Source organism: Pseudomonas sp. HN11 (assembly GCF_021390155.1).
Taxonomy (GTDB): Bacteria; Pseudomonadota; Gammaproteobacteria; order Pseudomonadales; family Pseudomonadaceae; genus Aquipseudomonas.
The window spans coordinates 140,634-165,070 of record NZ_CP089985.1; the positions used below are offsets into that span (position 1 = coordinate 140,634).

General features: G+C 60.7%; 20 protein-coding genes. 18 read left to right on the forward strand and 2 right to left on the reverse strand.

Annotated elements, in window-relative coordinates; genetic code table 11:
- The first annotated feature begins 100 nt into the window (after window positions 1–100).
- Genes LVW35_RS00665 through LVW35_RS00675 form a run of 3 tightly spaced genes read left to right on the forward strand, consistent with a single transcriptional unit; the run spans window position 101 to window position 4,257 of the window.
- Entirely contained in the window at window positions 101–1,636 is a 1,536-nt protein-coding gene (locus LVW35_RS00665) for an MFS transporter (protein WP_233893201.1), read from the forward strand.
- Window positions 1,637–1,651: 15 nt separating this feature from the next.
- Window positions 1,652–2,710, forward strand: coding sequence for an HlyD family secretion protein (locus LVW35_RS00670; protein WP_233893202.1), 1,059 nt, complete (start codon window positions 1,652–1,654; stop codon window positions 2,708–2,710).
- The gene (locus LVW35_RS00675) at window positions 2,707–4,257 is read left to right on the forward strand and encodes an efflux transporter outer membrane subunit (protein WP_233893203.1); all 1,551 of its coding nucleotides are present in this window, start codon (window positions 2,707–2,709) and stop codon (window positions 4,255–4,257) included. Before LVW35_RS00670 ends, LVW35_RS00675 begins: the two co-directional genes overlap by 4 nt.
- On the opposite strand, the gene LVW35_RS00680 is transcribed toward LVW35_RS00675, so the two are convergent.
- Complete coding sequence (locus LVW35_RS00680; protein WP_233893204.1) at window positions 4,157–4,861, reverse strand: DUF3142 domain-containing protein; 705 nt, start codon at window positions 4,859–4,861, stop codon at window positions 4,157–4,159. The genes LVW35_RS00675 and LVW35_RS00680 overlap by 101 nt on opposite strands.
- Entirely contained in the window at window positions 4,858–7,026 is a 2,169-nt protein-coding gene (locus tag LVW35_RS00685) for an outer membrane assembly lipoprotein YfiO (RefSeq protein ID WP_233893206.1), read from the reverse strand. The genes LVW35_RS00680 and LVW35_RS00685 overlap by 4 nt, the downstream gene beginning before the upstream one ends.
- 168 nt (window positions 7,027–7,194) lie before the next feature.
- Between LVW35_RS00685 and LVW35_RS00690 the strand changes: the two genes are divergently transcribed.
- From LVW35_RS00690 to pgaB, 15 genes are all read left to right on the forward strand, one after another.
- Window positions 7,195–8,799 (forward strand): glycosyltransferase family 39 protein, encoded by a 1,605-nt coding sequence (locus LVW35_RS00690; RefSeq protein WP_233893208.1) that lies wholly within the window; start codon window positions 7,195–7,197, stop codon window positions 8,797–8,799.
- 33 nt (window positions 8,800–8,832) lie between these two features.
- Window positions 8,833–9,078, forward strand: coding sequence for a DUF2789 domain-containing protein (locus LVW35_RS00695; protein WP_233893209.1), 246 nt, complete (start codon window positions 8,833–8,835; stop codon window positions 9,076–9,078).
- A 101-nt stretch (window positions 9,079–9,179) separates the two neighbouring features.
- The gene (locus LVW35_RS00700; RefSeq protein ID WP_233893211.1) at window positions 9,180–10,652 is read left to right on the forward strand and encodes a Fic family protein; all 1,473 of its coding nucleotides are present in this window, start codon (window positions 9,180–9,182) and stop codon (window positions 10,650–10,652) included.
- 127 nt (window positions 10,653–10,779) lie between these two features.
- Window positions 10,780–11,454 carry a hypothetical protein gene (locus LVW35_RS00705; protein WP_233893212.1) on the forward strand — a complete coding sequence of 225 codons (675 nt, stop codon included), beginning with the start codon at window positions 10,780–10,782 and terminating at the stop codon, window positions 11,452–11,454.
- A complete protein-coding gene (locus LVW35_RS00710; protein ID WP_233893214.1) occupies window positions 11,451–11,867 on the forward strand; it encodes a hypothetical protein in 417 nt (138 codons plus the stop codon). Before LVW35_RS00705 ends, LVW35_RS00710 begins: the two co-directional genes overlap by 4 nt.
- A 60-nt stretch (window positions 11,868–11,927) precedes the next feature.
- Entirely contained in the window at window positions 11,928–12,236 is a 309-nt protein-coding gene (locus tag LVW35_RS00715) for a hypothetical protein (protein WP_233893215.1), read from the forward strand.
- A gap of 87 nt (window positions 12,237–12,323) precedes the next feature.
- Window positions 12,324–12,734 carry a MarR family winged helix-turn-helix transcriptional regulator gene (locus LVW35_RS00720; protein WP_233893216.1) on the forward strand — a complete coding sequence of 137 codons (411 nt, stop codon included), beginning with the start codon at window positions 12,324–12,326 and terminating at the stop codon, window positions 12,732–12,734.
- Window positions 12,731–14,809: an FUSC family protein gene (locus LVW35_RS00725; protein WP_233893217.1), complete on the forward strand. Its 2,079-nt coding sequence runs from the start codon at window positions 12,731–12,733 to the stop codon at window positions 14,807–14,809. The genes LVW35_RS00720 and LVW35_RS00725 overlap by 4 nt, the downstream gene beginning before the upstream one ends.
- A complete protein-coding gene (locus LVW35_RS00730) occupies window positions 14,806–15,015 on the forward strand; it encodes a DUF1656 domain-containing protein (protein ID WP_010214247.1) in 210 nt (69 codons plus the stop codon). The genes LVW35_RS00725 and LVW35_RS00730 overlap by 4 nt, the downstream gene beginning before the upstream one ends.
- Complete coding sequence (locus LVW35_RS00735; RefSeq protein ID WP_233893218.1) at window positions 15,012–15,902, forward strand: efflux RND transporter periplasmic adaptor subunit; 891 nt, start codon at window positions 15,012–15,014, stop codon at window positions 15,900–15,902. Before LVW35_RS00730 ends, LVW35_RS00735 begins: the two co-directional genes overlap by 4 nt.
- Window positions 15,899–17,341 (forward strand): efflux transporter outer membrane subunit, encoded by a 1,443-nt coding sequence (locus LVW35_RS00740; RefSeq protein ID WP_233893219.1) that lies wholly within the window; start codon window positions 15,899–15,901, stop codon window positions 17,339–17,341. Before LVW35_RS00735 ends, LVW35_RS00740 begins: the two co-directional genes overlap by 4 nt.
- Window positions 17,342–17,422: 81 nt before the next feature.
- On the forward strand, window positions 17,423–18,055 hold the full coding sequence (locus LVW35_RS00745) for a hypothetical protein (RefSeq protein WP_028615228.1): 633 nt from the start codon (window positions 17,423–17,425) through the stop codon (window positions 18,053–18,055).
- 145 nt (window positions 18,056–18,200) lie between these two features.
- On the forward strand, window positions 18,201–19,697 hold the full coding sequence (locus LVW35_RS00750) for a YdgA family protein (protein WP_233893220.1): 1,497 nt from the start codon (window positions 18,201–18,203) through the stop codon (window positions 19,695–19,697).
- A 249-nt stretch (window positions 19,698–19,946) separates the two neighbouring features.
- A complete protein-coding gene (pgaA, locus tag LVW35_RS00755; RefSeq protein ID WP_233893221.1) occupies window positions 19,947–22,427 on the forward strand; it encodes a poly-beta-1,6 N-acetyl-D-glucosamine export porin PgaA in 2,481 nt (826 codons plus the stop codon).
- 12 nt (window positions 22,428–22,439) lie between these two features.
- Window positions 22,440–24,437, forward strand: a complete 1,998-nt coding sequence (gene pgaB, locus LVW35_RS00760) for a poly-beta-1,6-N-acetyl-D-glucosamine N-deacetylase PgaB (protein WP_233893222.1) — start codon at window positions 22,440–22,442, stop codon at window positions 24,435–24,437.

Here is a 24,437-nt window from a genome sequence, read left to right on the forward strand (position 1 = left end):
GTTGCGTTTGACGCACTTATATCCTTCCGACAAGTAACTTTTTGTCATGTTTGTGCCTGATTAAACTGCTCAGGTATTTAACATTCCGAGTTACCTGTTCATGACCTCCCTCGCTGCCCCCACCCTTGCGGCCGCAGCCAAACCTACTGCCATGACCCCACCCGTATTCGGCCCGCGCATCATCATCGGGCTGGTCGGCGTGTTGCTGGCGGTATTGGTCTCCGGCCTCAACGAGATGGTCACCAAAGTGGCCCTCGCGGATATCCGTGGTGCGCTGTACATCGGCTTTGACGAAGGCACCTGGCTGGTCGCGGCCTACACCGCCACCTCCGTGGCGGCCATGGCGTTTGCGCCCTGGTGTTCGGTGACTTTTTCGCTGCGTCGCTTCACCCTGTGCGCTATAGGATTGTTCACGGTGCTGGGGATTCTGTGCCCGTTCGCGCCGAACTACGAAAGCCTGTTGGTGCTGCGCACCGTGCAAGGCCTGGCCGGCGGCGCGTTGCCGCCGATGCTGATGACCGTCGCACTGCGTTTCCTGCCGGCCAACGTCAAACTGTACGGCTTGGCCGGCTACGCACTCACCGCCACCTTCGGCCCGAGCCTGGGCACGCCGCTGGCGGCGCTGTGGACCGAATATGTCGGCTGGCAGTGGGCGTTCTGGCAGATCGTCGCGCCGTGCCTGCTGGCCATGGTCGCCGTGGCCTACGGGCTGCCCCAGGATCCAGTGCGCCTGGAGCGTTTCAAGCAGTTCAACTGGCGCGGGCTGCTGACGGGCTTTCCGGCAATCTGCATGCTGGTGATCGGCATCCTGCAAGGCAATCGCCTGGACTGGTTCGAATCGGGCCTGATCACCTTTTTGCTGTGTGGCGGCGGTGTGTTGCTGGCACTGTTCATGGTGAATGAGTGGTCGCAGCCGATACCGTTCTTCAAATTGCAAATGCTTGGCCTGCGCAACCTCTCATTCGCCCTGATTGTGCTGGCCGGCGTGTTGATGGTGCTGACCTCGGTGATCATCATCCCGTCGAGTTTTCTCGCCCAGGTCCAGGGTTACCGTCCGCTGCAAACCGCGCCGGTAATGTTGCTGATGGCTATTCCACAGTTGATCGCGCTGCCGCTGGTGGCGGCGCTGTGCAACCTGCGCTGGGTCGATTGCCGCTGGGTGCTGGGGATCGGCCTGGGCATGCTGGTGGTGTGCTGCGTAGGCAGTGCACACCTGACCTCGGAGTGGATTCGCGACGATTTCTATGGCTTTTACCTGTTGCAGATTTTCGGACAACCGATGGCCGTGTTGCCGCTGCTGATGCTCTCTACCGGCAGCATCCAGCCCACTGACGGCCCGTTCGCCTCCGCCTGGTTCAACACCATCAAAGGCTTGGCTGCTGTGATTGCTACTGGCGTGCTCGATACCTTGACCACCCAACGCCTGCACTTTCACTCGACGATGTTGGTGGACAGGCTGGGCAACTCACCCCTGGCCAACGGCGACGCGCCAGGCCTGGCGCACCGCCTGCACGAGCAGGCCGTGGTGCTGACTTCTTCGGATCTGTATTACGTCATGGCCGCGGTCGCGGTGGCGTTGATCCTGCTGATTTTCTGGATGCCCACGCGGATCTTTCCGCCTCGCGCACCGACTTGATAGAAAGGACTGCTCATGAAACGCAAAGACAAAATAGCCGTCTCCGTCATCGCCGTATTTGCCGTCGGCGTGCTGGTGTACCTGATCGCGCCGGGTGTGCTGGGCAGCAAGCGCCAGACCACCAACGACGCCTTCGTCGCCGCTGACTTTACCTTGGTGGCGCCGCGGGTCGCCGGCTTTATCAAAGAAGTGCTGGTGGAAGACAACCAGCGCGTCAAGGCAGGGCAACTGCTGGCGCTGATCGACGACCGCGATTTGCGTGCCGCCGCGCAGGCGGCCGACGCTGATACCTTGGTCGCCCAGGCCCAGCTGAAAAACGCCACGGCGACCCTGGAACGCCAAAGCTCGGTGATCGCCCAGGCTCAGGCCACCGTCGCGGCGGATCGCGCCGAAATGGCCTTTGCCGAACACGAACTCAATCGCTACAACCACCTCGCCGGTGTCGGCGCTGGCACCGTGCAGAACGCCCAGCAAGCCAAGACCCGTATCGACCAGGCCACCGCACGCCTGGCCAATGCCACAGCAGTGTTGGCGGCGGAGCGCAAGCAAGTGGAAATTCTCACCGCCCAACGCGACGCCGCCGAAGGGGGACTCAAGCGTGCTCAGGCGGCGCTGGAGTTGGCCAGTTATCAACTGTCGTACACGCGCATCGTCGCGCCGGTGGATGGCATGGTCGGCGAGCGTGCGGTGCGGGTCGGCGCCTATGTGACGCCAGGTAGCAAGATCCTTGCGGTAGTGCCGCTGGAGCAGGCTTACGTGGTGGCCAATTTCCAGGAAACCCAGCTTTCCCATATGCGCGCCGGCCAAGCCGTGCAGGTGCGTGTCGACAGCCTAGACGGCGAGTTGCTCAACGGTCATCTGGAGAGCCTCGCGCCTGCGACGGGCGTGACGTTTGCCTCGGTCAAACCGGACAACGCCACGGGCAATTTCACCAAGGTGGTGCAGCGCATTCCGGTGAAAATTGTCCTCGAACCCAACCAGGCGCACACCGAGCGGCTGCGGGTTGGCATGTCGGTGGAAGCCAGCGTCGACACCCAGCCGGTCGCACAGGCCCGTGAGGTAGCCCAGCAATGAAGCGCATTGCCTGGCTCACATTGAGCCTCATCAGCCTGAGCGCCTGCACGGTCGGTCCCGACTTCCACAAGCCCCAGAGCCCGCAAGTGACGCAATGGAGCGAACCGCATGGCCGTCAAGCGGCCAGCCGTGCCGTCAGCGATCCGCTGCAGGAGCACTGGTGGGATGTGTTCCACGACGCGCAACTCTCGGCGCTTACACGCCGTGCGCTCACTGATAACCTCGATTTGAAACTGGCCAGCAGCCGCCTGCAACAAAGCCGCGCCGTACGCCAGGTGACCACCGCCGAGCGTTATCCGAACGTCAACGCCAACGGTGATTACCTGCGCCAACGCAACAGCGGCAAAGGCTTGAGCGACCCGTCCGGCAACAATGGTCGTTCGGCTTTCAACCAGTGGGACACGGGCTTCTCCGCTTCCTGGGAGTTGGACTTCTGGGGCCGCGTCAAACGCGAAACCGAAGCTGCCGACGCCACCCTGCAAGTCGCCGAAAACGATCGCCGTGCCGTGCTGCTGTCAGTGTTGGCCGAGACCGCCCAGGACTACATCCAACTGCGCGGCGTGCAGAACACCCGTGCCGTGACCGAGCAGAACCTTGACGTTGCCCGTCACAGCCTCAAGCTGTCGCAGTTGCGCTTGGCGGACGGCGTGGCGACGGACTTGGACGTAGCGGAAGCTGCTGCCCAGGTTGCGGCCATCGAGGCTCGCCTGCCGGATCTGCAGCAGCGCCAGGACCAACTGATCAACGCCCTCAGCCTGTTGATGGGCGAACCGCCGCAGGCCTTGCACACGCAACTGTCCAAGGATGCCGCCGTGCCGCAAACCCTGCGTCAAATCGCGATTGGCCTGCCGTCCGAGCTGGCTGAGCGCCGCCCGGATATCCGCCAGGCCGAGGCGCGTTTGCATGCCGCCACCGCGAGCATCGGTGTGGCCAAGGGCGACTTCTACCCACGCATCACCTTGTCCGGCAGCCTCGGCTCCCAGGCCATGCAACTCTCGGATTTCGGTTCCTGGGGTTCCCGCGCGCTTGCCTTCGGCCCGCAGTTCAGCTTGCCGCTGTTCAACGGTGGGCGGTTGCAGGGCATGTTGAATCTGCGCGAAGCCCAGCAACAGGAAGCGGCGCTCGCGTATCAGCAAACCGTGCTGCGGGCCTGGCATGAAATCGACGACCAACTGACCCGCTATAACGCCAGCCAACTGCGCCGCGACAGCCTTGCCGAAGCCGTGCGCCAGAACCAGATTGCCCTGCGCACCGCGCAGCAGCAGTACGTCGAAGGCGTGGTGGACTTCGTCAACGTGCTCACCGTGCAAAGCGCGTTGCTGGCCACGCAGGAGCAGTGGGTGGAAAGCTCGACCGGCGTGTCATTGGCGATGGTTGGGTTGTACAAAGCGTTGGGCGGAGGTTGGGAATCGGTTTACCCCTTGCAAACGGCGCGTGCGGGTGTGGTTACGGATTCTGTAAAAACACCACATACCCTCGAAACCACTCACTCCCCTGCAAATACCCCGGTTCCTCCCACATCCCACCCTGAATCAAGCCAATCTTGAACGGCAGCCCCAACCGGTTCATGCGCGGCAAGTACGCCGCATAATCCGCAATGCTGTGCCGACCCTGATACGTCTGCACTACCACTTCATCCACTACGCCCTTGAGTTGGGCGATGGCGGTGGGGTCGGCGTTGCTGCTCCAGTCCATCAGGCCGGTGATGCTCAGGCGCAGGTCGGCGGGCAGACGCTGGCGCAGGTCGCGCAGGAAGTCGGCGTATTCGTGCAGGTACTGAGTGCGGGCGTCGAAGTCAATCTGAATGCCCACCACCGGATTGCCCGCATCGCGCCAGCGTTGCACCTGGCCGAACAGTTGGCGGTAGATCTGTTCGGGCCAGTGCAGGGTGTGAGCGCGGTAGACGATCCAGATGTCGCCTTGGCTCAGGCGCGGCACGCTGATGCCTTGGGCGATCATCTGCACGCCACGGCCTGGCGCTCGTCGGGTGGAGTTGATCTGGCCCTGGAGGATGTACAGAGTTTTGGCCTGTTTGAGCACAGGCTGTGGTGTGACGCCGCTCCACAGCCAGAAGGCGTCATAGTCGCGTGCGTCGACGGCGCCGAAAGCCGGGCTTGCCAGCAGCAGCAAGCCCAGCCACAGGTGTTTCACCAGTAGTACTGCAGCGACTTGCCCCACTGGGTGTCGGCGTAGCTGGTTTTCAGCTGGCGGAACCAGGCCTTGCGCATGGCTGGCTCCACATCGACGCCGCCGCAACTGTTGTAGCCCGACGGCCCGTAGCAGTTGATGGCGCGAAACAGTGCGTAGGCTTTGTCGTTCTTCGGCGCCTTGGCGTTGCCGATCACCTGTTTGTAGCCGTCCAGGCGCGAGAAGGTTTCACCCTTGAAATCCGATGCGCTGCTGCCCAGGCTGCCGGCGGCACGTGCCTGTTCCAGCGGCATGCCATCCAGGCCGTTACGCAGGATGAACTCACCCAGGCAGTTCAGGCCCTGTGGGTTTTTGGCATCGCCCTGCAAAGTCGCGGCGGTTTGCGCGATGCTCGGGCAGGCGTAGCCGGACTCGGCTTTGTCGCCGTTCCACTGGAACAGCTTCAAGGTCTGACTGGCGCTGTAGACATAGCCCAGGCTGGTGCCCAGTTTGTCTTCCGGGGCGGCGGCTGGCAGTTGCTTGAGGTCGTCGGCGAAAGTCGCGAACTGGCTGCGCAGCAGGTCTTTATAGAGCAACACGAATTGCGCGGTCTGGCGCTCCAGTGGGTCGCTGGCCTGAGCGATCTGCTGGCGCAGCAATTCGGGACCGGCGACATTGCGCAGCAGGATGTAGCGCACCTGCTTGGCGCTGATCGGTGAATCGGCGGCAAACACCTTGGCCAACTGGCCGCTGCGCTCGTAGTTCATGGCCAGGGCCAATTCCAACTGATCGCGTTGCAGAGGTAGCTTCGCCAGCGGCAGCAATTGCAGCCAGAGCGCCTCGGCGCCTTTCCAGTCTTGCTTGGCTTCCAGAGCCAGGGCGCGCAGGGTCTGCTGGCTGAAGGCAAAGTAATTCAGACTCGACGGTACGCTCTGGGGCAATTGTTTCAGCGCGGCGTCCGGCTGATGATCGGTGTACAGCGCATTTACCGCCAGCAGGTAGTCGTACAGCTCCGGCGCGCCGGCAAACGCCGCTTTTTGCTTCTCCAGGTCGGCGCGGGAGAGGGCGGGCTGGTTGCCGCCGCGCATCACCATCAGGTCACTGACAAACTGGATCATTGGTGTGGTGACGGTTTCGCTATTGACCATCAGCAGCTTGAGGTCGGCTTCCTCCACCAGTTCATCCACCGACACATTGCGCTGCGCGTCAGTCGCTTCGGTCATCGCCCAGCCGTAGGCCTCGGCGAGTTTGCTGTTGTCACCGGCCAACCAATAAACACGGCGCAACAGGCCACGGGCAGAGGCCAGGTAATCGCCCTGTGGATAAGTTTTCAGGTAGCCGAGAAAGCCTTCTTCGGCATCACTCAGGGCGGACTTATCCACATGCTCGAGCTGCGGCATGCCGTATTCGTCAAAGGCTTCGGCCTGAGCCTGGTTCAATGAGGTGCGCGCGGTCATGTACAGCGCGGTTTCCTTCAACCACGGCACGTTGCTGGTGGCGGCCGCTGCAAAACCACGCTCAGCGTAACCGAAGCGACCGCTGTAGAAGTCGGCGGCGGCTTGCAGGTAGGTACGGAACAGTTGGCCGTCGGCGGATTGGATCTGCTGAGTGTCCACCACCTGGCCTTCCCACGAACAGGCCGTGAGCATTTGCAGGCGCGCCTTAATCAGCAGCTCACGCTCGGCCGCTGGCATATCGGCCTTGACCACCTGGCTGATGAACGCCGTGGCGCTGTCATCATCGTTGCTGCGGCAACGGCTGCCCTCGCCATTGAGGAACGCTTCGCCTGCGCTTTTGTACTCGTCGCGCTGGATGCCCAGGGGCTTGAGCAGGGTGTCGAGTTCGGCGGTGCGCGAGTCGTCCGGTTTGTTGTCGGGCTCATCGTTTGTCACGGGGACAGGTGCCAAGCGATAGACCGGGAAGGGCACCGGGCCGAAGCCCTGGGACAGATCGTCATCGTTCAAGGCATTGGGCGCAAGCGGTACAGCCTTTTTGTCCGCCAGCAGCAGGCGCAGGTTGACGCGGCTGTCGTTGCCGGGGTTCAGGAAGGGCAGGTTGCTGCATGAATCGAGGTTGTCACGTGAGACGCGCCAATCGGGATAACACGAGTCGTCAGAGCTTGCCTGAGCTGGCTGGGTAATACCTGCCAGCAGTGCCAGAGCGAGGGGTGACAGAAAACCGATGCGCATGACGTGTCCTTGATCCTGAGTCCTTGGAGGGGGGCAATAATAGCCTGTTCCTGCATTGACTTCGGAGAGGTCCTGCACAAATTGATGATTTGTCCGATTCCAGCAGCCAGCCTGGATCTTTTGTCCTAGAGTGGCGGTGTTTGCGCTTGGGCAATCAGGGGAATCGAGGTGCGTCGGTCTGTGGTAGAGCAAAACGAAAAGGTCGGAACGTTACCTGCACTCAACCGCCTCAGTTGGGAAGGTGCCGGCTGGATCAGTCGTCTCTGGTGGGTGCCGATCCTTGCGCTGGCCATGGCCCTGCGTTTTTACAACCTGACGTCGGCGGCGATTTGGGGCGACGAGGGCTCAAGCCTGTTGCTCAGCGAATACGCCTTCTCCGACCTGTGGTTCCACGCGGCGCACGATGTGCACCCGCCGTTGTATTTTTTCCTGCTACGCGGCTGGATAGAGCTGTTTGGCGACAGCATCTGGTCGATTCGCGGCATGAGCGCTATTCCCGGCGTAGTCGCCGTGGGCTTGGGCATCTGGCTGACGCGGCAATTGTCCACTCGTCGTGCCGCATTACTGGCGGGGATCCTGCTGGCATTGTTTCCGACGGCGGTGCGCTACAGCCAGGAAGTACGCATGTATTCGCTGCTGGGCGTGTGGTTGCTGGGCGCCACGGTGGCGCTGGTGTACTGGATGCGCCAACCCGAGCGCACGCGGTATCTGGCGGCGTACGTGGTGTTGATGAGTGCCGGGTTCTACACCCATTACTTCACCGCGCTGTGCGTGTTGGTGCATTGGGCTTACCTGGGCGTGCTGAGTGGCACGGTGCCGCGCGACCAACGCCTGATCACGCGCCCGGTCTGGTGGGTGGCCAACGCCACGATCGTGCTGCTTTACCTGCCGTGGCTGCCGAACCTGCTGGACCTGGTGCAGCATGTCGAACAGCTCAAGGTGGGGGGCGATATTGGCTGGGAAGAGCCGGTCAGTCTGTTCTCCTTGCCGTCGATGATCTGGCAGTTCGTTCTGCAGGATGAAGGTGTCGGTTTCTGGTCGCCGCTGTTCTGGCTGTTCCCGTTGCTGCTGGTGGTTATCGTGGTTGCCACCGCTTGGCGTGACCGTGAGCGCTATCGACCGGCCAGCCTGCTGGCGCTGTTTTTCTTGCTGCCGCTGCTGCTGGTCTACAGCGTTTCGTTTATTTCCCCGGTGTTTATCGAACGTTACCTGACGGTGTACGCCTTGGGCTTGCCGATCCTGCTGGCGATGGCTATCGATCGCCTTCCGTCGCGGTTTTCACTGTTGGGGGCGGCGCTGTTCGTGCTGTTTGTCGGCGTGGAACTGGTGGGCTTGAAGAACAACTTCACCGTAGATGAACACGACCAATTCAACGTGCCGGTGGAATTCGTCAACCGCAATTACCAGGAAGACGACCGTATCGTCCTCAGCGACATGATGTGGTACCTCAGCTACGTGTATTACGACCAGACCGACGCCCAGTTGCAGCTCTACACCCCTCCAAAACCCGACGGCACGCCCACCCGTCCGAATGCCTACGGCTTCGGCACCTTGGTGGACCAGGACGGCGGGCGTATCTACCTCGACCACCTGTCGGCACTGCCCGCCGAGACCCGCCGCGTGTGGCTGATCAGCAGCAACGAAGCACCCGACGATTTCGCCCCGCTCCCCGAAGGCTGGCGCGAACTCAGTCGCCAGGATGGCGGCGGCGCGAGGGCGCGGTTGTTCGTGCTGTGCAACGTACCGTCGGCGCAACCCGAGGGCTGCCGCTAGACTGGGTTGACACCTTTCTATCAGGAGCCCGCCATGGAATCGCCCGTGCATAGCTTGCCGTCACTGTTCAAACAGCTGGGTCTGCCGGATGACCCGGTGAGTATCGAGAAGTTTGTGGCGGTTCACTCGCCGCTCAAGCCGGAGTTGAAACTGGCGGATGCTTTTTTCTGGACGGACAGCCAGAAGGCGTTTCTGCGCGAGGAAATTCTGGAGGATGCGGATTGGGCTGAGGTGGTGGATGAGTTGAATTTGATGTTGCGGAGTGGGCGAGGGGTGTAAAAAAAACTTTGCTGAAACACGGTAATGTAAAAAAAAATGGTGAGAGGTAAAAAAAACTGGGCTTTAATCGCTCAAGTGAATTTTTTCTGGGGAAGCTCACCTTGGCGACAGTCGGATATGCCCATCTCTGCGAATCGCTGGATTTAAAAGTCATCCCGCCTCACCGCGTCGCGATGATTAAACCCGTGACCAGAATTACCTTGATCGGCAACTGCCTGGCGGTTCCGCATGCCGTCGCACCTGCGCAACATGCCCTGTTTGAGCACGTGCTGTTCGCACTCAAGCATGAGGGTGTGAATCTCGCCATACTTGCCCAGGTTTTTGAACGTCTTGGCCCGGAGCCATTTTTGGCCGGTTTGGCGGAATCCCCCAATGGCGCCTTTATCCGTAAAGCCTGTTACTTGTGGGAAGGATTTACCGGGCGAGCGCTTGATTACGCACTACCTGTTCGGGGGCGTGTTGTCGCCTTGTTTGATCCCGAGCGCTATGTGACTGGCCCAAGCATCCGCAACAGTCGTTGGCGAATTGATTTTAATGGCCTGGGCTCTCTGCATTACTGCGCGACGGTGGAGAGAACGCCTGAGTTGGAGACGCTGTTGGCGCTTGATGTGTTGGGTCGCGCCAGGTCTTTCATGGCGACCCTGCCTCCAGAAATGATGGACCGCGCGATCCAGTGGGCCTATCTCCACGAAACCCGCGATTCATTTGCTATCGAAAAAGAGCAGCCCAGTGAAGAAAAATCCCGACGCTTTGTCCAGCTTTTACGCCAGGCCCACGAAGGGCGGCTGCTGACAGAGAACTACTTGGTCGAGCTGCAAAACAGCACCGTCTCCAACCCGTTCGACAAAGCCGTTGCATTCCGCCATGAACAAAACCACCTGCACAACGGCCTGCGTGGTGCAGCGGGTGTCAGCTACGTGCCGCCGGCTCCTGACCTGTGCCAGGAGCTGATGGAGGAGTTGATGGCTTTTGCCAATCAGCCCGTACGTGCGGTCGACCCTCTGGTCGCGGCTGCGGTGACTGCTTTCGGTTTCGTATTCCTGCATCCGTTTATGGACGGTAATGGCCGCCTGTCCCGCTTCTTGATCCACCAGACTTTATGCCATTACGGTGCACTCGAAAATGGTCTGTTGTTGCCAGTGTCCGTTGCCATGAAGCATGAAGAACAAGCCTACTTGGAGGCACTAAAAGCGTTTTCCCAACCGATTCGCGAATTCTGGAATGTCACTTGGCTGGATGGTGAGCACATGGCCTTCGACTTCATCGGCCACCCCTCGATCTACCGTTATTGGGACGCCACCCGCTGTGTTGAATTCACCCTGCAAATGGCCCGTCGCGCACTGGAAGTGGAACTGCGCGAGGAAACCGAATTCCTCGATCGCTACGACCGGGTAATCAAGGCTGTGAACCAACGCTATGACGTGCGCGGCAGTGATCTGTCGAGGCTGGTGATGATGTGCCTGGATAACGAGGGCAAGGTTTCGAAGCATCGGCGCAAGCAGTTTCAGTACAGCGTGGCGGAGGAGGTGTTTGAGTTTATCGAGGAGGAGACCTTGAGGTTAATAGGGGAGTAATAGGGCGATTCTGAAATCTTGTGGAAAATATGGGAAATGTCCTATTTCTTTAAAGGAAACGGACGATGGTCGCAGCAGACGGTTTTTCTTATCAAAGGGAGGACCTCCTATTGACAAGAGATGCGACATGCAAAAACTAATTCCGCGTAGACAACTACAAAATTTTGATCCCTCGACGATTGAACTTATAAGTCCTTTTTTTGCGACATCAATTGTTGAGTCTCAACTTTCCTCTACTGCCCATTTATTCGGTTTGTCTGAACTCATCCGTGAGTGTGGTGTACGTTTGAGTTCGTGTGTAGCGAGGAATGAGCGAAAAGGAATACTTGAGAAAATTAAAAGTGGAGAGTGGCTGCTTATTTCAGAGCGGGTGGGTGCTTTAAATGACGCAGGTGCCGGGCGATGTATCCCTATTGGATTCTCTCCTCGCCAGCTTGAGAGCGAGGAGGCGGCAGGGCCGAGAAAATGGGCATTTTTTAGCATCGATTATGACGGAGTGAAAAACACCGCGATTATAGCCGCCAATCGATTAGGGTCTATGGGTGATCAAGGTCGAGTATTTGGTTCTGACGGTAAAGATTTAGCAAACACGACCAGAACACTCATTCAGCAATGGGTACCACTTAATGATTTCGAGGAGCACCGCATCCCGGATTCTGCCATACGTCGATATGGCGAGCTGCGGCATACCCCGCAACGGTTTCTGGAAGGAGAGGACAAGTGGCAGGTTGGGGGAAAATCGTGGCACTGGCAGCCAGTTACGCAAGATGAGGCGTATGAGATAAAGGCTGGAACAAAATGAGCCGTCGTAGAATTTGGCTGTTGTGGGGAGCGATGGATGCGATTTATCTCATTTGGTACTCAATCAATAGTTTTTTAAATAACAGAATTCCGTATTTGAGTGACGTGGCAAACGCTTCAGTTATTTTGCAGGAGCACAGTGTTGTGCAACTGTATATGTTTGTGTTGGCGTTGATTTTACACGTGTCAATATTTGCATCGTGCGCGATGTTTTTTCTTCAAAAAAGATCAGTCGGGTGGCTTGTCTTTTTCCAAACGCCTTTACGGCTTGTGCTTGTTATTCCGTCCGTTTCACTACTGTTAATAGGCGCTCGAATCGCCCCGCATTACAGCGTGCCGTTAATGGTTGGATTGATTGGCGCATCGGAGATTCTAAAAATCTGGAGCGTGTGGCGATGGAGCAAAAAAGGGTGATGCTTTGGTCTGAGCGTGCATTTCCAATGCGCTACATCCAACCGTCAGTGCGAACCGAACATGGAACAATTCTTCGCATTCCAGTCCATCCCCACCACCGGCCCGGTCCTGGCCTTCAACACCTTCGCGCCCTCGCACCTGCTCCACGAGAAAGCGCGCAGTGGCACAGCGTTGTTGGAAACCCTCACCGCCAAAGCGGACAGCCAGAACTTGCATCATCTGGTCACGGCCGCACTGGTCTCGCTGCAATCGCAGGCAAGCCAGCTCCCACAGCGTTTTGCGGTGTTGGTAAATGCTGCACCGACGCCCAAACCCGCTTTACTTACCCAGCCACCCACCACCCATCCGCTAAATTGTTTCAAATCTTGACGCATTTGGATCCATCCGCCATATTGATAGTTAGCAAACTAACTGTATGCGAACTATCCAGTGCCTCAAACCCTCGAACAACTCCAGATGAACCTCAGCAGCAGCATGGTGACGGGCGCCCGTAACTGGCGCAAAATCTGCCAGACCACGCTGGTGAGCTATGGCATCTCCGAAGCCTGCGCCGTGCCGTTGTTGATGATCGGCCGCCTGGGCGATGGTGTGCACCAGGTCAAAGTCGCCCAGGCGTCGGGGATGGAAAGCCCATCGCTGGTGCGCTTGCTCGATCGTCTGTGTAACGACGGTTACGTGTGTCGCACCGAAGACATCCACGACCGTCGCGCCAAGGCCTTGAGCCTCACCGCGCGCGGCCGTGAGTTGGTACAAGCGGTGGAAGTGCAATTGGTGCGTCTGCGTAAGGACGTGCTGGCGGATATCGCCCCCAATGATTTGGAAGCCGCGTTGCGTGTATTGCGCGCCTTCGAGGCGGCGTCGCTTTGAACGGATTTTTTACCGGTTTCCCGCCCGCCCGTGATTGGTTCTACGGGGTGCGTACCTTCGCGGCCTCAATGATTGCCTTGTACATCGCCATGCTGATGCAAATGCCGCGTCCGTACTGGGCGATGGCCACGGTGTATATCGTGTCCAGCCCGTTTGTCGGCCCTACCAGTTCAAAAGCGCTGTACCGCGCCATCGGCACTTTCATGGGAGCGGCGGCGGCGGTGCTGTTTGTACCGATGTTCGTGCAATCGCCCTACCTGCTGGTGGTGGTGATTGCCTTGTGGACGGGCACCTTGCTGTTCCTCTCCATGCACCTGCGCACGGCCAACAACTACGCGCTGATGCTGGCCGGCTATACGTTGCCGCTGATCGCCTTGCCGGTGGTGGATAACCCGCTGGCAGTGTGGGACGTGGCCGAGGCGCGCACCGAAGAAATCTTCCTCGGCATTGCCGTCGCAGCAGTGGTGGGCGCGATGTTCTGGCCGCGCCGCCTGATGCCCGTGTTCGATGGCTCGGTCACCAAGTGGTTTGCCGACGCTCAGATCTACAGCCAGCGCTTTCTGACGCGCAAAGTTGAGCCTGAAGAAATCAGCACCTTGCGTGGTGGTATGGTCGCTACCTTCAACACCCTTGAATTGATGATCGGCCAGTTGCCCCACGAAGGCGCGCGGCCGCAGACGGTGCGCAACACCAAGGAACTGCGCGGGCGCATGATCCACCTGCTGCCGGTGGTGGATGCGCTCGACGATGCGCTGTATGCCATTGAGCATCGTGCGCCGGAGTTCCTCGATAAAGTCACGCCGTTGTTGGAAGCGACCAGCCAGTGGTTGGAAGACACCACAGACGCTGCGCCGATGGAAAACTGGCGTGCCTTGCGTGACCAGGTCGACGCCCTGCAACCGACTGGCGAAGCGCTGGATGACCGGCACACGCTGTTGTTTTCCAATGCACTCTATCGTCTCGCAGAGTGGATCGACCTGTGGCAAGACTGCCGCAGCCTGCAAGCCGCCATCCAGTGCGAAAGCCAGGACACCTGGCGCGCCGTCTACCGCCACTGGCGCCTGGGCCGGCTCACGCCATTCCTCGACCGTGGCCTGATGTTCTACTCGGCGTTTTCCACCGTCAGCGCGATCATTGTCGCCTCGGTGCTGTGGATCCTGCTCGGTTGGACCGACGGCGGCAGCGCCGTGATCCTGGCCGCCGTCGCCTGCAGCTTCTTTGCCTCGATGGATGACCCGGCGCCGCAGATCTACCGGTTCTTTTTCTGGACCGCCATGTCGGTGCTGTTCGCCAGCCTCTATCTGTTTCTGGTGCTGCCCAACCTGCATGATTTCCCGATGCTGGTGCTGGCGTTTGCCGTGCCGTTTATCTGCATCGGCACACTCACGGTGCAGCCGCGTTTTTACCTGGGCATGCTGCTGACGCTGGTGAACACCTCGTCATTCATCAGCATCCAGGGCGCCTATGACGCCGACTTTCTCAACTTCGCCAACGTCAACCTGGCGGGGCCCGTGGGCTTGCTGTTCGCCTTCGTGTGGACGCTGATCGCGCGGCCCTTCGGCGCTGAACTGGCGGCCAAACGCCTGACCCGTTTCAGCTGGCGCGACATCGTCAGCCTCACCGAACCTGCGACCCTGGCCGAACACCGGCACATGGCCGCACAGATGCTCGATCGCCTGATGCAGCACCTGCCGCGTCTGGCGCTGATCAATCAGGACACCGGCACCGCCCTGCGTGATTTGCGCGTGGCGCTGAACCTGCTCGACCTGCTGGCCTACTCGCCGCGCATTCTCGGTGCGCCACGGGTGTTGCTCAATCAGGTGGTGGAAGGTGTAGGCGGCTATTTCAACGCGTGCCTCAAAGCTGGTGAACGCTTGCCCGCACCGAGCGGTCTGCTGATGACCCTGGACCGCACGCGCCGCGCCCTCAACGGCCAGGGCCTGCAAGACGAAGACGACACCCGCCTGCATCTGCTGCACGCGCTGGCCGGCCTGCGCCTGTCACTGCTGCCGGGCGTGGAATTTATTGGCGGCACCGAGATGGAAGCGCCGCTGCCTGATGGAGCGCCTTTATGATCGGTGATCTGGATATCAGCGGGGTGTTCCTGCCCACGCTGCTGGTGCTGATGGGCATTACGTATGTGTTGTTCCTGGTGGTGCACGGGTTGTTGACCCGGCTCCACTTCTATCGCCTGGTCTGGCACCGGGCATTGTTCAATGTGGGGCTCTACGCGCTGTTGCTGGGCGCGGTGGACTCACTCAGTCGATACCTGATGACATGAAAAAACCTTTTTTGACCATCGGCCGTGTGGTCCTCACGTTGTTGATCGTGACGTTTGCGGTCGTCGTGGTGTGGCGCATGGTCATGTACTACATGTTTGCCCCCTGGACCCGTGACGGCCACATCCGTGCCGACATCGTGCAGATCGCCCCGGACGTGTCCGGGCTGATCCAGCGCGTGGACGTGCGCGATAACCAACTAGTGACCAAGGGCCAAGTGCTCTTCGCCGTCGACCAGGACCGCTTCAAGCTGGCGTTGCGCCAAGCCCAGGCCGCCGTGGCCGATCGCCAGGAAACCCTGGCCCAGGCCCAGCGCGAGTACAAGCGTAACCGTGGCCTTGGCAACCTGGTGCCCAGCGAGCAATTGGAAGAAAGCCAGTCCCGCGTGGCCCGCGCCCAATCGGCCCTGGCCGAAGCCCAGGTGACGGTGGATTCCGCCCAGCTCAACCTCGACCGCTCGGTGATCCGCAGCCCCGTTGACGGTTACGTCAACGACCGCGCGCCGCGCACCCAGGAATTCGTCACCGCCGGTCGCCCGGTGCTGTCGGTGGTCGACAGCAACTCCTTCCATATCGATGGCTATTTCGAAGAGACCAAGCTCGACGGTATCCACATCGGCATGGGCGTGGACATCCGTGTAATTGGTGACAACGCCCGCCTGCGCGGCCATGTGCAGAGCATCGTCGCCGGTATCGAAGACCGTGACCGCAGCAGCGGCTCCAACCTGTTGCCCAACGTCAACCCGGCGTTCAGCTGGGTGCGCCTGGCTCAGCGGATTCCGGTGCGCATCGCCTTTGATGATGTGCCGGCGGACTTCCGCATGATTGCTGGGCGTACGGCCACCGTCTCGATCATCGGCGATAAGGTTAAAGACGGAGGCCAACCATGAAGCAGCTGTTGGCCGCCGCTGCGCTGGGTGTGTTGCTGTCGGCCTGCCAGGCGGTAGGCCCGGATTACTCGCTGCCGGATAAAGCCGCGGTCAATCGCGGCGACCTGCAGGGAAAGATCGCCGGTGAGGGCAACGATGTGGTGTCGGCGCCGGTGCCGGCGGATTGGTGGCGGTTGTACAAAGACCCGCGCCTGGATGAGCTGGTGCGTCAGGCGATGGCCTCCAACACCGATCTGCGCGTGGCCGCCGCCAACCTGCAGCGCTCGCGGTATCAGGTGCAGCAGGCCGAGTCTGCGGGTGGTTGGAGCGCCGGCGCCAAAGCCGAGGCCCAGCGCCTGCAGGAGTCCGGTGAAGCGTTTTTGCTGGCGGATAAAGTGCCGGTCGCCAATATCGGCAGTGTCGGTATCAGCACCTCGTATCAGTTCGACCTGTTCGGCACCTTGCAGCGTGGCATCGAAAGCGCCCAGGCCAGTGCCGACGCCGCGCAAGCTGCGGCTGATATCGCGCGTATCACCCTGGTGGCCGACGTGGTGCGCTCCTACACCCAGGTGTGCGCTGCCAACGAAGAAAAGGCCATCGCCCAGCATTCGCTCGACCTGCAAGCTGAAGGCACACGCCTGACCCAGCGCCTGCGCGACGCCGGCCGTGGCGACGAAACCCAAGTCACCCGTTCGCAAACCCAATTCAAGTCTTTGCGCGCCGATATGCCGCGCTATGACGCCGCGCGCCAGGCCGGGTTGTTCCGCTTGTCGATGTTGCTGGCCAAGCCGGTGGACCAATTGCCCACCGGCACCAGCAGCTGCGCCGAGTTACCGCACATCGCCCAGCTGTTGCCGGTAGGTGATGGCGCCGCCTTGCTCAAACGCCGCCCCGATGTGCGCCAGGCCGAACGCCAACTGGCCGCCGCCACGGCGCGGATCGGCGTGGCCACCGGCGCGCTGTACCCGGACATCAGCATCGGCGCCACGGTCGGCACGGTGGGTATCCTGGACAATCTCGGCGAGCCCGCGACCAACCGTTGGGGCTTTGGCCCGCTGATCAGTTGGACGGTGCCGACCAACGGCGCCCGCGCCCGTATCCATGAAGCCGAAGCCGCGACCCAGGGCGCCCTGGCGCACTTCGATGGGGTGGTGCTCAACGCCATTCGCGAGACCCAGACCGGGCTGGCGCAATACACCGCGTTGCTGCAACGGCGTGAAGCCCTGGCCGAAGCCGAAGCCTCGTCGCAAGAAGCTGCCGAGCAGACGCACCGCTTCTACCAAGCCGGCCGCGCCTCTTTCCTGGCCGATCTGCAGGCCACCGGCACCCACACCAGCATGCGAGCACAACTGGCCGCCGCCAACACCCAGGTTGCCATGAGCCAGATCGATCTGTTCCTGGCCCTGGGCGGCGGCTGGGAAAGCGGACGAACGCAACCCGCGCCGGCCAGCAAACCCTGAGCAAATAGCTATGCTTTGACTGGCGGGCTCCCGTGATGGCCCGCCGGTCAACGTTCGCGTTTGCTCATGGGGATTCCAATAATGAAAAACCCTTATGCTCCCGCTTTCTGGTGCGTGTGTTTTGCACTGGTGTTGTTGTCGGCTACCTACTTCTACGGCGTCATGCTGGCTCACCAACTCGACAAGGCGATGGTGTTTCTCGACAGCGCCTGCCTGGTGATTGGCACCCTGTCCATCGGCGTCGTCGCCTGGGCTTCCTACCAAAATCAACGGGTGAAGAAAAAACTCCTCGAGCAAGGCAAGACCCGCGTGGCGATCTGGGATACCAAGGTTGCGTTGCGCCGCGTCGAGACTGTGTTCGACCGCTATTTCTGGGGCAGCTACTGGCAGCCGGGGCGCACCTTCCAGGAAGTCATGGGTGACCTCACCGGCACGCCGCTGGAAAAAAGCCTCGAAGTGCTGAAGAAACAGTGCGTGGCCCTCGATCAGCAGGTCGCTGACGGTAGGCACTGGCTGAACAATGCGCGGGAATTGTCCGATGTGGCCACGCAAATGGCCCGCGAGCGCTACCAATTGGACTTCTGCGACCCCAAGGCCGACACCCCAGGCAATGCCGTGATACACCGCGAGTTTGAGGTGCTGGTGTACACCTGGACGGCGCGGTTGAAGAGTTTCGACCACCAACTGGATGAAATTGAACTGGAGTATTCGTGAACTAGTACCGAACTGATCCCTCTGAAAAGCTGGGCCGTTCGCGGCCGCCAGTGCTAATCTTCCTCCGCTTTTGGCGGGCTTGAGCCAACCCCTATGGGTTCAAGGAAGACAGCCCACTTCTCACAGGATTTGATCAGGTCACTTCATGAATAAGCCAGCCGTTGTTCTTTTAGGTTTCGTTGTCGCCGTCGGCGTCGTCAGTGCAGGCGGTGCCTGGTACACCGGTAAGCAGCTGGAACCGGTACTGCAAACGGCGGTACAGGACGCCAACAAGGAACTGCAACGTTCCATGGCCGGCGTCGACGGCACTGTTAACCTGGAGCTGGTGTCCCTGGACCGTGGCCTGTTCAGCAGCACCGCGCACTACCGTCTCAAGGGCCAAGGCTCGTTCTTCGGTGAGCAGAACCCGAACCCCGAGCTGTTGTTTGTCGACCATATCGAACACGGTCCGCTGCCGTTCTCGCGTCTGGTGTCGTTGAAATGGCTGCCGGTCATGGCTACCAGTCACTATGAACTGGAAAAGAACGCCACCACCGAAAAATGGTTCGCTGCCGCCAAAGACATGCCGCCGCTCAAAGGCGTGGCCAATATTGGCTACAGCCGTTCGGTGACCGGCAACCTCGAATTGCTGCCGCTGGAGTTCAAGGACGAGACCTCCTCGGTGAACTTCTCCGGCCTGAACCTGGACTTTGACAGCACCGCCGAGGGCAAGAAGGTCAAGGTGGATGGCTACATGAACAGCCTCAAGCTGGACGTAGTCGATGCCAACGGCGCGCCGTTCAATGCCGAATTCGCCGGCCTGACCGTGGCCAGCAACCTGGAGAAATCCACCTTCGGCTTCTACACCGGGCAGAACACCGTTGAGCTGAGCGATACCAAGCTCACGTTCGGCCCGCAGAAAGCGGTGATGACCCTCAAGGGCTTTGAGCAGAAAGACACCAGCGAAGTCAAAGACAACAACATGTCCGGCCGCGTCGATTACAAGATCGACGAGATCGGCTATCAGGGTAAACCGGTCGGCTCTGCCGCCATGGCCGTGAGCTTGAAGAACATCGACGTGCCGTCGGGCCTGGTGCTGACCAAGCTGTATCAGGACAAAATGCAGCCGGTGCAAGCCGCTGCTGCCGCCGGTCAACCGGTGCCTGAGCTGCAACTGACCGAAGCCGAGCAAACCCTGGCCGAAGCCAATGTCAACCAGTTGCTCGCCGCCAAACCGCACCTGGCATTGGAAAACCTGTCCCTGAAAACCACCCACGGTGAAAGCAAGTTCAACCTGGTGGTGGATCTGACCAAGCCTACGTCCATGGAACTGCCGCCGGTTGAACTGGGCAAGCAAATGGTTGCGCTGCTGGACGCCAACCTGACCCTGTCCAAGCCTATGATCGCCGACGTTGCCGCCCTGCAGGCGCAGGTCGGTGGTGTGACCGACCCTAAAGCCATCGAGCAGCAATCCCAGATGGCCAGCGAAATGGTCAGCGGCATGGCGGTCGGCACGCAGCTGGCGACCCTGGTCGGCAGCGACGTCGTGTCCAAGCTGCATTACGCCAACAATGAAGTGACCTTCAACGGCCAGAAAATGACGGTCGAGCAATTCATTGGCTTCGTGATGTCCAAAGTTGGTGCGGTGAGCGGCGCTCAGTAAGCACTCGGGGCTGCCCAAGGCGGCCCGATTGAAAGGCAATCAAACTGTGGGAGCGGGCTTGCTCCCACATTGGTTTGTGGCACCTGTCGGGCAATTCTGAACAATTGTTATGATTTGTCCTTTTTCATACAGCTGTCGGGGATAGTTCATACAGGAAAGCTAGGTCGGGTCACGAGACGCCGACACCCTGAAGCAATCGCTCAGGACCACCTATCGTTACAGCTTTCCGTGTGTAAGGAAGCTCACGATATGCTGCGAACACTCCCACTCAGTGCCTCAGGCCGGTTAAGGCTGCTCATCGGGGTAACCTTGTGCAGCCAGTTGCTGATGCCCACCTTTGCCATGGCCGACCCAGCCTATGACGCCCTGATTATCCAGGCGCGCAACGGCAACTTCACACCTGCCCTCACTCAGTTACGCCAATTGCCTGCCGAGCGCCGGACGCCAGGCCAGATCAGCGATCACTTGGTGATCGCCGGCTGGGCCGGCCAGGATGCCGAAGTGCTGAAGGTGTATGAGGCGCAGGGTCAGAATCGCAACCTGACCGCCCAGGCGCTGGCCACGGTCGCACGTACCTATCGCAACCAGAAGCTGTGGGCGCAGGCCGAGGCGGTCTATCGCAAGGCGCTGCTGCGTGAGCCGAACAATGTCGACCTGCAACTGGGCCTGGCCCTTACCCAGGCCGACGGCGGCAAAGCCAGCGAAGCCGTGCAACGTGCCCGCGCATTGGTGGCCGCCAAACCGGACGATCCCAATCGACGCATGGCCCTGGGTTATGCGCTGACCCGCGCGGGTTTGCAGTACGACGCGCTGCACGAATTCGACCAGGCGTTTATCCTCGCAGGCGACAAACCGGAAGTCGCCCGTGAGTACGTGGTCGCCTTGCAAAAAGCACGTCTGCCCGAGCCTGCGTTGCGCTTGTCGGCCCAGCGTCCAGGGCTTGTCGACCCGGTGACCCAGCGTCGCCTGGAAGGTGACCTGGCCGCCGAGCGTGTGCGCATGGCCGAGTTCGCTACGCGTACCGAGAAAGAGCGTTATGTCATCGCGGATCGCGCCTTGCAGGGCTACGACCAACTCCTCGCGCGCTGGACCCCGGACCCCACGGCCAAGGACGACGTGGTGCGCTGGCGCATTGACCGCCTGGGTGCGCTCAAGGCGCGGGCGCGTACCGCCGAGGTGATCCGAGAGTACGAAACCCTCCAAGCCGAAGGTGTGCAGTTGCCCACCTATGCAGTGCGTTGGGTAGCAGCCTCCTACCTCGACCAGCGCCTGCCGGAAAAAGCCGCGCCGTTGTATCGCCAGGCCCTGACGGCTCCAGATGCAGACGTGGGTGACCGTGTTGAAGACAGCACTGCCTTGTTCTACGCCTTGCTCGAAAACGATCAGGTAGATGAAGCGCGGGCGGTCGCCAAGCACTTGGCCGACAGCCAGAAACCCCGGGTTGAACTCAAGGGACTGCCTATCGGCAACCCGAACGATGAGTGGATGGACGCCCAACAATTGGCTGCCCAGGCCGGCACCTATGGTGCCGACCTGCCGTCGAGCGAAAAGGCTCTGGAAGAGTTGGTGGGCAAGGCCCCTGGCAGCATCGGCCTGCGCCTGGCGCAAGCCGAGATGTACCGTGCTCGCGACTGGCCCCGGCGCGCCGAACGTTCACTGAAGGAAACCGAAACGCAAAGCCCGCGTGACATTGGCCTGGAGATGTCCCAAGGCTTCACGGCCCTGGACCTGCAGGAGTGGCGTCAGCTCGACATCCTCACCGACGACGTGGTCGCCCGTAACCCGGACAACCGCCAGGTGCAGCGCCTCAAACGCCTGCGTGATGTACATGACATGGCCGAACTGCGGGTCGAGGCCTACACCGGTAAAAGCTTCGGCGGCGGCAACAATGGCGATGCCGGTGCCGTCTCGGGTAGCCGCGACTGGGGTATTGAAAGTCGGATCTACACGCCGCCCATCGACGAAGACTGGCGCCTGTTCGCCGGGGCCGGTTATGCCACTGCCGACTTTGAAGAAGGCACCGGCCATCACCGCTGGCAAGTGGTGGGCGTAGAGCGACGTACCCGCGACATGACCATTGAAGCCGAGGTTTCCAACCACTCCTACGGCGATGGTTCAAAACAAGGTGCCGCCGTGTCGGTTGCCCGCGACATCAACGACAACTGGCAGTACGGCGGTAGCCTCGGCTACCTGCTGTCCACCACGCCATTACGGGCGTTGAATGACGGGATCACCGCTAACGGCGGCAGCGGTTTTATCCGCTGGCGCGCCAATGAAAGCCGCGAGTGGAAACTGACCCTCAGCCCTTCCCATTTCAGCGACGGCAATGACCGCTTCGAAGCCTTGCTCAGCGGCCGCGAAGGCCTCTACAGCTCGCCGAAAGTGCAAGTGGACCTGGGCCTGGAAGTCGGTGCCAGCCGCAACAGCAAGGAAGACACGGTCTACTTCAACCCGAAGTCGGACTTCACCGTGTTGCCTGTCCTCAACATCAATCATGTGCTCTATCACCGCTACGAGACCCAGTGGAGTCAGCAGTTCCAGGTCGGTGCGGGTACGTATAGCCAGCAGGATTATTCCACGGGTGGTATCGGTCTGGTGGGCTACGGCCAACGCTTTCGCTGGAACGATGTCCTGGACGCCGGCGCCAACCTGAGCCTGATCAGCCGACCTTATGACGGCGATCGCGAACGCGATCTGCGTCTGCTCGTCGACCTCACTTACCGTTTCTAAAAGAGCCTGACCATGACCGTCCTCAGCCGTTGCTTGTTGATCCTGGGCGTAATGCTGGCCAGTGCCTGTGCCCAGCAACCCGCGCCCTTTACTCCACCCGCCGAGCGGCCGACACCGGCCAACGAAGCGCCGTGGCCGAAAAACCATTTCCTGGGCATTGCCTACCACGACGTCGAGGATCGCGACCCCGATCAGGCGGTGGTGGCGGTGCGTACCGAGCGTTTGATCGAGCAGTTGGCCTGGCTGCGCGAGAACGGCTACAAGGCGGTCAGCGTCGACCAGATTCTGGCGGCGCGCAACGGTGGGCCTGAGTTGCCGCCCAAAGCGATCATGCTCAGCTTCGATGATGGCTATTCCAGCTTCTACACGCGGGTGATGCCGATCCTGCGTGCCTACCGCTGGCCAGCCTTGTTGGCGCCTGTGGGCTACTGGATCGACACACCGATGAACCAGCCTGTGGACTTCGCCGGCCAGCCACGGCCGCGGGGTGAGTTCCTGACCTGGCAGCAGATCCGCGAAGTATCCCAGTCGGGCCTGGTGGAAATCGCCGCACACACCGACAACAACCACAAAGGCATCCTGGCCAACCCGCAGGGCAACCTGGAGCCGGCGGCGACCTCGCTGCGCTTCGATCCGGCTACCGGGCGCTATGAAAGCCAGGCGCAGTTCGATGCGCGCATGCGGGCTGACGTTGCGGCGATCTCCAACAAGATTCAAAGCGTCACCGGCAAGAAACCACGGGTGTGGGTATGGCCTTACGGTGCCGCCAAAGGTACCTCGCTGGCGATCATTGGCGAGCAGGGTTACCAGATGGCCCTGACCCTGGAAGATGGCCTCGACAGCTCCAGTGACTTGATGAACAGCCCGCGTTTCCTGGTGGCCTCCGACCCGGACGGCGAGCATTTCGCCAATAGCATGGTTGCGGTGCAAACCAAGGCACCGATGCGCGTATTGCATGTGGACCTGGATAACGTCTACGACCCGGACCCGGCCCAACAAGCGCGCAATCTCGACCAGTTGGTGCAGCGCGTGGTGGACATGGGGGCGGGCACCGTGTTCCTGCAAGCCTTCGCCGACCCCAAGGGCGACGGCCTGGTGCATGAGTTGTACTTCCCCAACCGCCACTTACCGGTGCGCGCCGACCTGTTCAACCGCGTTTCCTGGCAGTTGCACACTCGCGCCCATGCCGTGGTGTATGCCTGGATGCCGGTGCTCAGTTTCGCCCTCGATCCCAAGCTGCCGCGCGTGACGCGTTGGGCCCCGGAAACCGGCAAGGTCGGGCTCGACCCGGACCAATACAAACGCCTGTCGCCGTTTGACCCGCAGGTACGCAAGATCATCGGTGAGATCTACGAGGACCTGGCGCGCAACAACGCCATCGACGGTGTGCTGTACCACGACGATGCGGTGTTCAACGATTTCGAAGATGCCAGCCCCGCCGCGCTCAAAGCTTACGCCGCCGCCGGCCTGCCGGACACGATCGAGGCTCTGCGCGCCGATCCGGCGGTGATGCAGCGCTGGACCCGCTACAAAAGCCGTTACCTGATTGACTTCACCAAGGAACTGACCGCCAAGGTCCGCGCCATCGGGGGGCCGCAGATACAGACCGCGCGCAATATTTTCGCCGAACCGATGCTCAACCCCGGCAGCGAAGCCTGGTTCGCGCAGAACCTCGATGACTTCCTGCAGACCTACGACTGGACCGCGCCCATGGCCATGCCGTTGATGGAAGGCCAGGAGTACAGCCACTCCAATGCCTGGTTGGAAAAGCTGGTTGCCACGATCAAGGCGCGCCCCGGCGCCATGGAGCGCACCGTGTTTGAACTGCAAGCCAAAGACTGGCGCACCAAAGCCGCACCGGACATCAATGCCAAGCAGATGGCTGAATGGATGGGTGTACTCAAGCGCCAGGGTGTCACGAGTTTTGGCTACTACCCGGATAACTTCCTGGAAAATTCCCCGGACCTGAAGACTGTGCGTCCGGCCCTTTCCAACCAATGGAACCCTTGA

Coding starts and splice junctions, on each gene's coding strand:
- LVW35_RS00745 (WP_028615228.1), top strand. CDS start 17,423: ATGAAAAACCCTTATGCTCCCGCTTTCTGGTGCGTGTGTTTTGCACTG.
- LVW35_RS00695 (WP_233893209.1), top strand. CDS start 8,833: ATGGAATCGCCCGTGCATAGCTTGCCGTCACTGTTCAAACAGCTGGGT.
- LVW35_RS00710 (WP_233893214.1), top strand. CDS start 11,451: ATGAGCCGTCGTAGAATTTGGCTGTTGTGGGGAGCGATGGATGCGATT.
- LVW35_RS00670 (WP_233893202.1), top strand. CDS start 1,652: ATGAAACGCAAAGACAAAATAGCCGTCTCCGTCATCGCCGTATTTGCC.
- LVW35_RS00715 (WP_233893215.1), top strand. CDS start 11,928: ATGGAACAATTCTTCGCATTCCAGTCCATCCCCACCACCGGCCCGGTC.
- LVW35_RS00665 (WP_233893201.1), top strand. CDS start 101: ATGACCTCCCTCGCTGCCCCCACCCTTGCGGCCGCAGCCAAACCTACT.
- LVW35_RS00675 (WP_233893203.1), top strand. CDS start 2,707: ATGAAGCGCATTGCCTGGCTCACATTGAGCCTCATCAGCCTGAGCGCC.
- LVW35_RS00740 (WP_233893219.1), top strand. CDS start 15,899: ATGAAGCAGCTGTTGGCCGCCGCTGCGCTGGGTGTGTTGCTGTCGGCC.
- pgaA (WP_233893221.1), top strand. CDS start 19,947: ATGCTGCGAACACTCCCACTCAGTGCCTCAGGCCGGTTAAGGCTGCTC.
- LVW35_RS00720 (WP_233893216.1), top strand. CDS start 12,324: ATGAACCTCAGCAGCAGCATGGTGACGGGCGCCCGTAACTGGCGCAAA.
- LVW35_RS00685 (WP_233893206.1), bottom strand. CDS start 7,026: ATGCGCATCGGTTTTCTGTCACCCCTCGCTCTGGCACTGCTGGCAGGT.
- LVW35_RS00705 (WP_233893212.1), top strand. CDS start 10,780: ATGCAAAAACTAATTCCGCGTAGACAACTACAAAATTTTGATCCCTCG.
- LVW35_RS00750 (WP_233893220.1), top strand. CDS start 18,201: ATGAATAAGCCAGCCGTTGTTCTTTTAGGTTTCGTTGTCGCCGTCGGC.
- pgaB (WP_233893222.1), top strand. CDS start 22,440: ATGACCGTCCTCAGCCGTTGCTTGTTGATCCTGGGCGTAATGCTGGCC.
- LVW35_RS00730 (WP_010214247.1), top strand. CDS start 14,806: ATGATCGGTGATCTGGATATCAGCGGGGTGTTCCTGCCCACGCTGCTG.
- LVW35_RS00735 (WP_233893218.1), top strand. CDS start 15,012: ATGAAAAAACCTTTTTTGACCATCGGCCGTGTGGTCCTCACGTTGTTG.